The sequence below is a fragment of the Kitasatospora purpeofusca genome (assembly GCF_036010405.1).
GTDB lineage: Bacteria > Actinomycetota > Actinomycetes > Streptomycetales > Streptomycetaceae > Kitasatospora > Kitasatospora purpeofusca.
In genome coordinates this window covers 2,706,289-2,717,990 of the sequence record NZ_CP108561.1, presented here as the reverse complement: position 1 = coordinate 2,717,990, position 11,702 = coordinate 2,706,289, and the positions used below count along the sequence as shown (strand labels likewise).

14 protein-coding genes are annotated in these 11,702 nt (G+C 74.1%); 7 read left to right on the top strand and 7 right to left on the bottom strand.

The features are described 5' to 3' along the window. Window positions 1–19 precede the first annotated feature (19 nt). Together OG715_RS11640 and OG715_RS11635 are read left to right on the top strand one after the other, a co-directional pair. Window positions 20–784, top strand: a complete 765-nt coding sequence (locus OG715_RS11640) for a DUF4232 domain-containing protein (protein WP_266274899.1) — start codon at window positions 20–22, stop codon at window positions 782–784. A gap of 55 nt (window positions 785–839) precedes the next feature. Next, window positions 840–1,466 (top strand): DUF7691 family protein, encoded by a 627-nt coding sequence (locus tag OG715_RS11635; RefSeq protein WP_266274901.1) that lies wholly within the window; start codon window positions 840–842, stop codon window positions 1,464–1,466. A gap of 118 nt (window positions 1,467–1,584) precedes the next feature. Here the strand turns inward: OG715_RS11635 and OG715_RS11630 are convergent, their stop codons facing one another. After that, window positions 1,585–2,064 (bottom strand): hypothetical protein, encoded by a 480-nt coding sequence (locus OG715_RS11630; protein WP_266274903.1) that lies wholly within the window; start codon window positions 2,062–2,064, stop codon window positions 1,585–1,587. 89 nt (window positions 2,065–2,153) lie between these two features. Then, window positions 2,154–2,990, bottom strand: a complete 837-nt coding sequence (locus OG715_RS11625) for a TIGR03084 family metal-binding protein (RefSeq protein WP_266274905.1) — start codon at window positions 2,988–2,990, stop codon at window positions 2,154–2,156. A gap of 178 nt (window positions 2,991–3,168) precedes the next feature. On the opposite strand from OG715_RS11625, the gene OG715_RS11620 reads away from it, so the two are divergent. Continuing rightward, a complete protein-coding gene (locus OG715_RS11620) occupies window positions 3,169–3,948 on the top strand; it encodes a helix-turn-helix transcriptional regulator (protein WP_266274907.1) in 780 nt (259 codons plus the stop codon). A gap of 18 nt (window positions 3,949–3,966) precedes the next feature. Here the strand turns inward: OG715_RS11620 and OG715_RS11615 are convergent, their stop codons facing one another. After that, window positions 3,967–5,499 (bottom strand): AMP-binding protein, encoded by a 1,533-nt coding sequence (locus OG715_RS11615; protein ID WP_266274909.1) that lies wholly within the window; start codon window positions 5,497–5,499, stop codon window positions 3,967–3,969. 209 nt (window positions 5,500–5,708) lie between these two features. Between OG715_RS11615 and OG715_RS11610 the strand changes: the two genes are divergently transcribed. Both OG715_RS11610 and OG715_RS11605 read left to right on the top strand, forming a co-directional pair. Further along, window positions 5,709–6,176 carry a group II truncated hemoglobin gene (locus OG715_RS11610; RefSeq protein WP_266274911.1) on the top strand — a complete coding sequence of 156 codons (468 nt, stop codon included), beginning with the start codon at window positions 5,709–5,711 and terminating at the stop codon, window positions 6,174–6,176. Window positions 6,177–6,283: 107 nt separating this feature from the next. Beyond that, entirely contained in the window at window positions 6,284–6,664 is a 381-nt protein-coding gene (locus tag OG715_RS11605) for a VOC family protein (RefSeq protein WP_266274913.1), read from the top strand. 17 nt (window positions 6,665–6,681) lie between these two features. Here the strand turns inward: OG715_RS11605 and OG715_RS11600 are convergent, their stop codons facing one another. Both OG715_RS11600 and OG715_RS11595 read right to left on the bottom strand, forming a co-directional pair. Further along, window positions 6,682–7,272 (bottom strand): maleylpyruvate isomerase N-terminal domain-containing protein, encoded by a 591-nt coding sequence (locus OG715_RS11600; RefSeq protein ID WP_266274915.1) that lies wholly within the window; start codon window positions 7,270–7,272, stop codon window positions 6,682–6,684. An 85-nt stretch (window positions 7,273–7,357) separates the two neighbouring features. Beyond that, window positions 7,358–8,140: a dioxygenase family protein gene (locus OG715_RS11595; RefSeq protein WP_266274917.1), complete on the bottom strand. Its 783-nt coding sequence runs from the start codon at window positions 8,138–8,140 to the stop codon at window positions 7,358–7,360. A gap of 141 nt (window positions 8,141–8,281) precedes the next feature. On the opposite strand from OG715_RS11595, the gene OG715_RS11590 reads away from it, so the two are divergent. Beyond that, window positions 8,282–8,797 (top strand): MarR family winged helix-turn-helix transcriptional regulator, encoded by a 516-nt coding sequence (locus tag OG715_RS11590; RefSeq protein ID WP_266274919.1) that lies wholly within the window; start codon window positions 8,282–8,284, stop codon window positions 8,795–8,797. 161 nt (window positions 8,798–8,958) lie between these two features. Here OG715_RS11590 and OG715_RS11585 read toward each other — a convergent pair whose 3' ends face one another. Both OG715_RS11585 and OG715_RS11580 read right to left on the bottom strand, forming a co-directional pair. Next, a complete protein-coding gene (locus OG715_RS11585) occupies window positions 8,959–10,164 on the bottom strand; it encodes an RNA polymerase sigma factor (RefSeq protein WP_266274921.1) in 1,206 nt (401 codons plus the stop codon). 195 nt (window positions 10,165–10,359) lie between these two features. After that, the gene (locus tag OG715_RS11580; RefSeq protein WP_266274923.1) at window positions 10,360–10,734 is read right to left on the bottom strand and encodes a YciI family protein; all 375 of its coding nucleotides are present in this window, start codon (window positions 10,732–10,734) and stop codon (window positions 10,360–10,362) included. A gap of 300 nt (window positions 10,735–11,034) precedes the next feature. Between OG715_RS11580 and OG715_RS11575 the strand changes: the two genes are divergently transcribed. Beyond that, the gene (locus OG715_RS11575; RefSeq protein ID WP_266274925.1) at window positions 11,035–11,655 is read left to right on the top strand and encodes a TetR/AcrR family transcriptional regulator; all 621 of its coding nucleotides are present in this window, start codon (window positions 11,035–11,037) and stop codon (window positions 11,653–11,655) included. The last annotated feature ends 47 nt before the right edge of the window (window positions 11,656–11,702 follow it).

Here is an 11,702-nt window from a genome sequence, read left to right as displayed (position 1 = left end):
TCGTGCCATGATCGTCCCCATGGAATCGACGCCGTCGCCGACCCCACCCCCGACCGCGCTCCCGACCACCGTCGTCTCCCGGACCTCCGCCCGGGCGGGGCTGCTGCTCGCGGTGGGCGTGCTCGCGACGGCCGGCTGCGGCAGCACCCCGGCGACCGGGGCGGGCGGGGGAGCGCCGGGACCGGCGCGCAGCATCGGCGACGCGCCCCTCCCGGTGGTCACCTCGGCCCCCGCGATCACACCGTTCCCCGCGTCCCCCGCACCCGCCGCGAGCACCTGGTCCACCCCGGGGCCCGTCCGGTCGGTGCCCCTGCCGGGCACCGCGCCGACCACCACCCCGGCCCCGCCGCCCGTCTGCTCCCCCGAAGGCATCGCCCTGACGGTCGGCGAGGCCGATGCCGCGATGGGCCTGCGGGTGATGCCGGTCCGGCTGACCAACTGCGGCACCCGCCCCTACAGTCTCAACGGCCACCCCGCCGTTCGCGTCCTGGACGCCGAGCGCGCCCCGCTCACCGTCACCGTCAAGCACGGCTCGGCCGGCATCGCGACCCTGGCGAACTTCGACGCGGCCCCGAAGCCGCTGACCCTGCAGCCCCGCGAGTACGCCGAGTTCCAGCTGGTCTGGCGCAACACCGTGGCCTTGGGCAACAAGGCCCCCGACAACGGCCGTTACCTGGAGGTTGCCCCGCTACCCGGCCGCCCCCGGCTGACCGTCCCGGCCGACCTCGACCTCGGCACCACCGGCCGGCTCGGCGTCGCCCCCTGGTCCGCGCCCGTGCGGTAGAGCTCCAACACCCCCGCCCGCCGGGCGAGATGGCAGCACCGGGACAATGGCCCGCATGTCCGAACAGTACCTCTCGGCGTTCGCGGTCGACGGCGACGCCCTGCTGCGCACGGTCGGCTCCGGCGAGGAGTCCTTCGTCCGGGCCGCGCTGGACCGGATCGCTCCGCTGGCGGCGGCCGACCGGCTGCTGCGGGCCACCGATCCCGCCGAGGTGGAGACCGCCCTGCGGGAGATCGTCCACGGCCGGCTCCACCCCGCGCGCCCGGGCGGCTACGGCTGGCTGCTGGAACTCCTGCTGCCCGGGGCCGGTGACACCCTCGGCGCGGCGATCCTGCCGGGTCGCGGCTGGCACGAACTCGCCGACACCTTCCGGGCCTGGGGGCTGCCCGCCCTCGCCGGACTGTGGGCGCGCCCCTGGCCGTGGCCGCGCGCCGAGGTGTCGGACGGCGACCCGTGGCCCTTCCCCTGTCTCGCGGCCGGTCCCGAACTCGACCGCGTCCACGGCGAACTGGCCGGTTTCGACACCGACCGGATCCACCAGGAGCCCGAGCTCCTCCCGGGCGGGGACGAGGACGCGGCCGAGGAGGTCGAGTGGCTGGTCGGCGAACTGCTCCCGGAGTGGACGGCGGGCGCCCGGGAGCGCGGGCGCGGGCTGCTGATCCTGCGCGACGGCGGCAAATGACCGCGCACGGGTGACCGCGCGCGGATGACCGGTGCGGCGCAGTCGTGGGGGTGCCTGCGCCGCACCGGGGCTCATAGGGGTCCGGCGGCCGGACCCGACCGGTCGGAGGAGCGGCAGGTCAGAAGGCGGGCCGGTCGCCGAGCTCGACGATCTTCAGATCGCGCACCCGCACGGTGAACCAGACCTCCTGGCTGCCGCCCCCGCCCCAGAACTCGGTGAGCCGGACGGAGGCGTAGCCGTACTCCTCCTTCACCTGCTGGACGGACCAGTCCACCGGGACGTTCTGCGCGCGGAACACCGGATCGGCGTCGTGCTCCTGCGCCCAGGTGTCCAGCCGACGGTCGAGGGCCGGGGCGAGGAAGCGCTTGCGCACCTCGGACGGCTGCTCGCCACTGGTGCCCAGCACCGCCCGCCGGTACTCCTCGAAGAAGACGACCACCTGGTGCGCGGCCGGCGTCCCCGCCCGGACCTGGGCGGTCGAGACCGCCCCCGGAGGCAGTGCGGACACCGCCTGCGCGGAGGTGGCGAGCAGGCTGCCGACGGCGAGCAGGACGGCGGCTCCGGCCAGGGCTGTGCGCATCGGATTCATTCGCTTCATGGCAGGATTCCATCATTCGCCGACGAACTCTGTATATCGCTGGAACGTGTGGTTTGCCGCGCTGGCGAGGGTATTTGACGATTGATCTGCTAAAGGGAGAATCCGCTCTGCCGTCCCTTCCCGGGCGGGCCGGCGAAGGCCTGGGCGATCGGCAGCCAGGCCGTCGCCACCTCGCCGACGGCGGTCAGTGCGAGGTCGTCCGGGTGCCGCCGCTGGGTGACCAGCAGACAGAAGTCCAGCGCCGGACCGGCCACCCGGTCCGCCGCGTCCTCCGGTCCCCAGGTCCACAACCCGCCGTCCGGGGCCGTCAGTTCGACCCGCACCGGGGCCTGCGGGGCGGGCAGTCCGTGCACCGTGAACGCGAACCCCAGGGTCCGCACGCCCAGGTGCGCGACGTGCCGCAGCCGGGCGCTCGGTTCCCGGACGGCGCCGAGCGCGTCCGCGACGTCCTGCCCGTGGGCCCAGGTCTCCATCAGTCGGGCGGTGGCCATCGAGGCGGCCTTCATCGGCGGGCCCAGCCACGGCAGCCTGGTCCCGGACGGCACCGCCGCGAGGGCCGTCGCCAGCCGCTCCCGGCCCGCCCGCCAGCGGGTCAGCAGCGCGGGCGGCTCCTCGGCGGCCCCGCGCGCGGCGCCGTCCTCGACCGGGTCCGCGCCGGCCGCCAGCAGCTCGCCGAAGATCCGGCGGGAGTCCGCGACGAAGGACTCGGGGTCGCGCGCGGCCAGCTCGGACCAGTCGTCCGTCCAGGCCAGGTGTGCGATCTGGTGGGCCACCGTCCAGCCCGCCGCGGGCGTGTCCAACGCCCAGCCGTCCGGCTCCAGACCGGCGACGAGCCCGTCCAGTACCTCGCTCTCGGCCCGCAGGTCGGCCAGCAGTCCGGTCAGTACGGGCGACTCCCCGGGAACGGGAACGTTCGGGTCCGTCATGGATCTCCCTCTCGCAAGCTCGGAAACCTGGAACACACCGCGGCGCGCCCCCCTTGGTGACCCGCCGGTAACCTCGCGCCCGCACCCTACGCCGCCCGGCGGTCCCGCGCCCGGAACTCCACCGAACCCGCGCTCCGCACCCCTCCCCACGGGCAGGAGGCCGTGTGACAATCGCGCGGTGACGACCGCCCCGACCGTCCAGGGCCCGCCGGTGAGCGGCCCGCCGGCGAGCGCGCCCGCGCCGGACGACCTCGCCGCCCGGGCCGCCGTGCTGGTGCGGGACGCCGTGCTCGGCGACCTCGCCCGCCGGGTGGTCGCCGACTGCGGGGCCGACGTCGGCCTGGTCGGCGTACCCGACCCGGAGGTGACCGGACCGGCCACCGAGGGGATGGTGCTGCGGCACTGGGCCGGCACCCGGGCGGAGCTGCTGCACGGCCTCGCCGTACCGGCCGGGACCGGACTCGGCGGCCGGGCACTGGCCGAGCGGGCGCCCAACTGGGTCCCCGACTACCGCGCGGCCACCACCATCTCGCACCACTACGACGCGGCCGTCACCGCCGAGGACCTCTACGCGATGCTCACCGTGCCGCTGCTCCACCACGGCGCGGTGCACGGCGTGGTGTACGCCTCGCTGCGCGCGGTGGTGCCGTTCGGGGACGTCCGGATCGGCGCGGTGACCAGGCTCGCCGAGGCCGCCACCCGGGCCCTGGCCGGGGCCGCCGCCTGGTGCGGAGCACCGGCCCCGTCCGCCCCGAGGCACGCCCCGCCGCTCACCCGGCGCGAGCACGAGGTGCTCCGCTGGGCGGCGACCGGCCGGACCAACCCGGAGATCGCCGCCCAGCTCGGCCTGACCTGCAACACGGTGACGGGCTACCTGAAGAGCGCGATGCACAAGCTCGGCGTCCGCAACCGCACCGAACTCGCGCTCGCCGCCCGGGAGTCCGGCCTTCTGGGCTGAACGTCGATTCAGAGCCGGTCAGTTGACGCCGCGCTCGCGCCCCGCCCAGTACGGCTCGCGGAGCCGGAACTTCTGCAGCTTCCCGGTGGTCGTCCGCGGCAGCGACTCCCGGAACTCCACCGAGGTGGGGGACTTGTACCCGGCCAGCCGCTGCTTGCAGTGCGCGATGAGGTCCGCCTCGCCGACCTCGGTGCCCGGCTTCAGCACCACCAGGGCCTTGACCGTCTCGCCCCACTTGGCGTCCGGTACGCCGATCACCGCGGCCTCGGCCACCGCCGGGTGGTCGTAGAGGCAGTCCTCCACCTCGATCGAGGAGACGTTCTCCCCGCCGCTGATGATGACGTCCTTCTTCCGGTCCGAGATGGTCAGGTAGCCGTCGGTCAGGGTGCCGCCGTCGCCGGTGTGGAACCAGCCGTCCCGGACCGCCTCGGCGGTGGCCTCCGGCTGCTGCCAGTAGCCCTCCAGGACGACGTTGGAGCGGACCAGTACCTCGCCCTGCTCGTCCACCCGGACCTGGTTGCCGAGGGCCGGGGCGCCGGCCTGCACCAGCTTCTCGGCCCGTCGCTCGGCGGGCAGTTCGTCCCACTCGGCGCGGGTGCGGTTGACCGTCACCACCGGCGAGGTCTCGGTCAGGCCGTAGATCTGCATGAACTCCCAGCCGAGCTCGGACTCCATCCGCTGCACCACCGAGGTGGGCGGCGGCGCGCCGGCCACCACCATCCGCACCCGGTCCCGGCCGGGGACCGGCCCCTCCCATTCGGCCGCCGCGTCCAGCACCATCTGCACCACGGCCGGAGCGCCGCACAGGAAGGTCACCCCGTGCCGCTCGACCCGGCGCAGGATCTCCGCGCCGTCGACCTTCCGCAGCACCACGTGCCGCGCGCCCAGTCCGGTGAGCGAGAACGGGAAGCCCCAGCCGTTGGCGTGGAACATCGGCAGGGTGTGCAGGTAGACGTCCCGGTCGCTCGCACCGAAGTGCAGGGCCATCAGGTTCGCGTTCAGCCAGATGTTGCGGTGGGTGAGCTGAACGCCCTTGGGGCGAGCGGTGGTTCCGCTGGTGTAGTTGACGGTGGCGGTGTCGTTCTCGTCGATCGGGTACCGGCGGGGCGCGTGCTCGAAGTCGTACAGCAGCCGGTCGCTGTCCGCGCCGATCACGAACTTGTGCTTGGCGACCACCCCGGCCAGCGGCTCCGCCAGCTCCGGGTCGACCAGCAGCACCGAGGCGCCGCTCTGCTCGACGATGTACGACACCTCCTCTGCCTTGAGGCGGAAGTTCACCGGCACCAGCACCCGGCCGTGCCCGCTGACACCGAACATCGAGGTCAGCAGCCGCGCCGAGTTGTGCGACACGACCGCCACCCGCTCACCGGGACCGACCCCGAGCCGGTCCAGCCCGGCCGCCTGCGCCCGGGCCAGCTCGGCCACCCGTCGGTACGTCAGATCGCCCCAGGATTCGGCCGGTTGCGCCGATTCGTCGACGATGCCGACCCGGTCGCCGTAGACCAGCTCGGCCCGGTCGAGGAAGTCCATCACGGAGAGTGGAATCTGCATGCGCCCACTGTCCTCCGCCCACCGCCCCCTGCACACCCCCGATCGGGGGTGTCACCCGTTAGTGACCGGCGAGCCGGAGCCGGGGCTTCCTCTTGCTGAGCCGGCGGCGAACACGTGGCGAACAGGGGGCGCGGGGGAGGCGCGGCCTCCGCTCCGCTGCTAGGAAGGGCGGCAGGACCGCAAGGACATCCGCACGGGGAGAAACACCGATGACCGACCACCGTTCCGACGGCTCAGACGGCCTCTACGACGCGATCGGGGGCCTCGACGCCCTCCGGAGACTGAGCAACACCTTCTACCAGGGGGTGCTCGCCGACCCCCTGCTCGCGCCGGTCTTCGCCGACTTCACGCCCACCCACATCGAGCACGTCGCCGTCTGGCTGGCCGAGATCTTCGGCGGTCCGGACCGCTTCACCACCGAGCTCGGGGGCCACCAGTCGCTGCTCCGCGTCCACCTCGGCCTCGCCATCACCGAGGAGCAGCGCACCCGGTGGATGGAGCTGATGGCCGAGGCCGTGCACAAGGAACTCCCCGAGGGTGAACTGCTGCGGCGGCGTGTCCTGGAGTACTTCGACTGGGGGACCCGGATCGCCAAGGACGTCTCGGCCTCGCCGGCCGGCACCGACCTCGGGGACCCGGGCCCCACCCCGCGCTGGGGCTGGGAAGGCCTCAAGTAGGGCCCCGGAGACAGCCCCGGACGCAGCCCCCGGAGCGGCCGACCGGCACCGCCGGCGGCCGCGAAACCCGGTTGGACGAGAGGAGTCCGGCGGGTCACAGTGGGCGCATGGCTTCTCTTGTGCGACATGTGACCTTCGACTGCGCCGACCCCCACTCCCTCGCCGTGTTCTGGGCGGAGGTGGTGGACGGCGCCCTGGGCGAGGGCGACGTCCCCGGTGACCCGGAGATCGAGGTCAACTCGGAGGGTGTCTCGCTGCTCTTCATCCGGGTCGAGGAGGGCAAGGAGGTCAAGAACCGGCTCCACCTCGACCTCGTGCCGAAGGACCGCACCCGGGACGAGGAGGTGGAGCGCCTGATCGCCCTGGGCGCGAAGCAGTTCGAGGACCACCGCCGGCCCGACGGCGCGGGCTGGGTGACCCTCACCGACATCGAGGGCAACGAGTTCTGCGTGGTGCGCAGCGCCGCCGAACGGGCCGCCACCGCCTGAGTGTCCGCACGCAACGGCTACCCGACGGCCGCCCGCCAGGTCCACGAGGTCCGGCGCGGGCGGCCGTCGAGTTCGCCCCGGCCGGTGCACCAGAGCAGTACGTCCACCGGCTCCCCGGCGGGAGCGTCGGGGAAGAGCCGGGCGAGCACCGCCGCCGCGAGCCGCTCCGGGGGCCGCCAGTCCAGGCCCAGCCCGAGGGTGATGTCGTGGGTGTGCAGCAGGGTCTCGGCGACGCCCATCGCGGCGAAACCGGCCGGGTCGCAGGGCCCGTAGTGCCAGGCCCGCAGTTCGGGTGGCGCCGCGTCCAGGGCGGTGGCCAGCAGGTGCGCGGCTGCCGTGACCACCGTGAGCACCTCGGCCGGTCCGGCGTCCGGACGCACGGTGAGGTCCAGCGGCAGATAGCGGTCGGTCGGCCGGGCGGCGAGCTGTCCGGCGTAGGCGAGCAGGTCGTGGGCGATGTGGGCGGCGGTGTCCCGGCAGCTCCACTCCAGTGGCCCGGCGGGCGCGTCCCAGTCCGGGCCGCCCGCTTCGGCGGCGGGTCCCAGTACGGCCGTCGCCTCGCCGAGCGCGTCCCGGACGTCGCCGCCGTTCATCCGATGATCGGTCATAGCGCCACCGTCTCACGCACGCCACCGCCCCGGGGGATCTACCGTCCGCAGCTGCCCCCGCCCGTAGCCCCCGACCGGTGGGCCGTCAGCCGATCTGGATCGAGCGCTTCGCCAGACCCATCCAGAAGCCGTCGATCACGGTGCGCTGGCGGCCCAGCTCGCCCTCGGCGGCACCGAGGGTGACGAACAGCGGGGCGAAGTGCTCGGTCCGGGGGTGGGCGAGCCGCCCGGCCGGCGCCTTCTCCTCGAAGTCGAGCAGCGCGTCGAGGTCCTGGGCCTCCAGCGCCCGCCGGCCCCAGTCGTCGAACTCGGCCATCACCGAGGTGATCCGGCCGTCGCTGCTGAGCGCCCGCAGGTTGTGGGTGAAGAAGCCGCTGCCGACGATCAGCACGCCCTCGTCGCGCAGCGGGGCGAGCCGGCGGCCGATCTCCAGCAGCCGCTGCGGGTCGAGGGTCGGCATGGAGACCTGGAGGACGGGGATGTCCGCCTCCGGGAACATCTCCACCAGCGGGACGTAGGCGCCGTGGTCGAGGCCCCGGTCGGGGATGTCCTGGACCGGCGTGCCGGGGGCGCGCAGCAGTTTCCGCACCCGCTCGGCGAGCTCCGGTGCGCCGGGGGCGGCGTACCGGACGCGGTAGTAGTGCTCGGGGAAGCCCCAGAAGTCGTACACGAGTGGCACGGTGGTGACGGCGCCGAGCGCGAGCGGGGCCTCCTCCCAGTGCGCGGACACCATCAGGATCGCCCTGGGTCGGGGCAGGTCGGCGGACCAGGCGGCCAGCTGACCGGGCCAGACGGGGTCGTCGGCGAGCGGCGGCGCTCCGTGCGACAGGTAGAGGGCGGGCATGCGGCCGGGTGCGGCGGTACTCATGGCGGTTCTTCTCCTCCGGCCCTCGGGGTGCTCGGGGCGGTCCTCGGAAGGCGGTCCGGGCAAGTAGTTCAAATTTGAACTCTCCACGGATTCGACCGTACACCTTCGTTCGAATTTGAACAATAGGAGTACGATCACCTCATGCCCTCCACCTCGTCCGCACCTTCGGCGCCCCCCTCCGCCGCCTCCCCGTACGAGCCCCGGTGGCTCGACGAGGAGGAGATGGCTGCCTGGCGGAGCTTCGTCACCGCGAGCAACCTCCTCAACCGCCGCCTGGAACGCCAGCTCAAGGAGGATTCCGGTCTCTCCCACACCCAGTACGAGATCCTCGTCCACCTCTCCGCCGCCCCGGCCGGCTCGCTGCGCATGACCGAACTGGCGGACAAGCTCGTCACCTCCAAGAGCGGCCTGACCTACCAGGTCACCCAGCTGGAGAAGGCGGGGCTGGTCGGCCGGCGCTCCTGCCCGAGCGATGTGCGCGGCGTCTTCGCCGAACTCACCGACCAGGGTCGGGAGATGCTGCGGGAGGCCGCCCCCGGCCATGTCGCGCTGGTCCGCGAACTGCTGATCGACGTGCTCAGCCGGGAGCAGCTCGCCGTCCTCGCCGACGGCCTCGGCCAGGTCGGCGCCCGCCTCCGTCTCGACGACGCCCTCTGAGCCGGGCGGCGCGCTCCGGACTGTCCGCGAGTCGTCCGCCCTTCGGGCCGCCGGGTCCCGAGGACACCCCCGTCGTCCTCGGTACCCGGTTTCCGCCCGCCCCGCCCGTGCCCTGACCGCGCCCCGCCCGCGCCCTGACCCCGCTCCGACCCCGCCCCGCCTCAGCCCTCGGCCGGGGCGGCTTCCGTCGCGCGCGCGAGCAGCAGCTCCCGCTCCCGCTCGTTGCGGGTCAGCGCCGCCGCCCGCTCGAACTCCGCCCGCGCCTCCGCGCCCCGCCCCAGCCGGGCCAGCAGGTCCCCCCGGACGCTGGGCAGCAGGTGGTACCCGCGCAGCGCCGGCTCCTCGGCCAACGCGTCCACCACCTCCAGCGCGACCGCCGGACCCTCGGCCATCGACAGCGCCACGGCCCGGTTGAGCTCGACCACCGGGGACGGCGTCAGCGCCATCAGCCGCCCGTAGAGGGCGGCGATGGTCCGCCAGTCGGTGTCCTCGTAGCGCACGGCCCGCGCGTGGCAGGCCGCGATCGCCGCCTGGACCGAGTACGGGCCGGTGCCCGCCCGCAGCAGGGCGGCGAGCCCTCGCCGGATCAGCAGCCGGTCCCAGCGGGCCCGGTTCTGGTCGGCGAGCAGCACGGGTCGGCCGTCCGGGCCGGTACGGGCCGCCGTCCGGGAGGCCTGGAGTTCCAGCAGCGCCGCCAGTCCGTGCGCCTCGGGCTCCCCGGGCATCAGCGCGGCCAGCACCCGGGCGAGGCGCAGCGCGTCCTCGCAGAGCGCCGGCCGCAGCAGGTCGTCCCCGGCGGTGGCCGAGTACCCCTCGTTGAAGATCAGATAGATGACCTCCAGGACGGAGGAGAGCCGGGCCGCCCGGTCCGCCCCGTACGGGACCTCGAACGGTATCCCGGCCTGCGCCAGCGTCCGCTTGGCCCGGACGATCCGCTGGGCGACCGTCGGCTCCGAGGAGAGCACGGCCCGGGCGATCTCCGCCGTGGTCAGGCCGCCGAGCAGCCGCAGCGTCAGCGCGATCCGGGCCTCGGCGGACAGCACCGGGTGGCAGACGGTGAAGATCAGCCGCAGCAGGTCGTCGTCGATGTCGTCCGGCCCGGCCGGCTCCGGCGGCGGGACGTCCTCCAGCGCCCGTCCGACCTCGGCGAGCTTGCGGGCGTACGTCTCCCGGCGGCGGACCAGGTCGACCGCGCGGTGCTTGGCGGTGGCCATGAGCCAGGCGCCCGGACGGTCCGGGACGCCCGACCCGGGCCACTGCTCCAGGGCGGCGACCAGCGCGTCCTGCGCCAGCTCCTCGGCGATGCCGACGTCGCGCACGATGCGGGTGACCCCCGCGATGATCCGGGCCGACTCGATCCGGAACACGGCCTCGACCGTCCTGGCCGTGTCCGCCCCACCGGCTTCCGTCGCACCGGCTTCCGCCCCACCGGCTTCCGTCGCACCGGCTTCCGCCCCACCGGCTTCCGTCGCACCCGCGTCGCGCTCCGTCACGATCACCCATCAGAGCAGTCGGCACCCCGGGGGGCAAACCGTTCGCCCGGGACGCCGCCGCCCGCCCGGTCACGCCTCCGGCGGCGTGGCGGCCTCGTCGATCTGCCGCAGCTCGGCGCCGACCGTCCAGCTCCCCGGGTGGACCTCCAGGAAGCGCCGGGTCCACTCGACGGCCTCGGCCATGTCCTTGCACTGGATGATCGCGTAGCCGCCCACGACCTCCTTGGTCTCGGTGAACGGCCCGTCGGTGGCGGTCACCTTGCCGCCCTCCCAGAGCAGCCGGGTGCCCTCCTTGGTGGGCAGCAGTCCGGCGGTGTCAAGCATCACCCCGGCGTTGGTGATCTCCGCGAACAGTGCCCCCATCCGCTCCTCGAACGCGGGGTCCATCTCGAAGTTCTGCGACTGCTGCTCGTCGATGCGGATCAGGCTCATGAAGCGCGGCACGGTACTCACTCCTCGTCGGTGCGGGCGGGGCTTCTCCCCGCCGCTCACCCCTGCGTCGAACGGAGGGCGTCCGTTTCGACAGCCGGTCGGGAAATTCTTCCGACGGATTCCCGCCCCGGCCACCGGAGCGCCCGGCGCGCCCGCGCGGCGGCGCGCGAACGCGGAGCCGCACGGGTGTATCGGACCCGGCCGGGTGTCCGCTACGGTGGCGGCGGATACACCGATGTATCCGATGCGTCGATGTATCGAGGTGGAGCTGTGGCGGCGACGGACGCGACAGGGGCGGCAGAGGTGGCAGAGGTGGCACCCGGGCCCGGCGGCGTCCGGGTGACCGCGCGCAGGGCACGGACGAGGGCCCGGCTGCTGGAGGCCGCGTTCGGCGTGTTCGCGGCCAAGGGGTTCGGCCGGGTGTCGATCGAGGAGGTCTGCGAGGCCGCGGGCTACAGCCGGGGCGCGTTCTACTCGAACTTCGACACCCTGGAGGAGCTGTTCTTCGCCCTGTACGAGGAGCGGGCCGAGCTGATCGCCGCCCAGGTCACCGGGGCGCTCGCGGCGCGGGCCGGGGACACCGACGTGGCCTCGCTGGTCGACCGGGTGACCGGGGTGCTGCTGCTGGAGCGCGACTGGCTGCTGATCAAGACGGACTTCCACGTCGCCGCCGCCAGGGACCCCCGGACCGCGCGGACACTGCTGGAGCACCGGCGGCGGCTGCGGGAACTGATCGCTGAACGGCTGGCCGAGGTGGCCACCGAACGCCCGCTGCCCGAGGTGCTGGGGGGCGCCGAGGGCGCGGCCCACGCGGTGATCGCCGCCTACGACGGTGTCACCACCCAGCTCCTGCTGGACCGCGACGTCGAGCACGCCCGGGCCTGGCTCCGGCAGCTGCTGCTCGCCCTGCTGTCCGCCGACGGACCCCGCTGACCGGTCCTCCCGGTCCGCTGCTTCCCCTGCCTTCCGCTTCCCCTGTC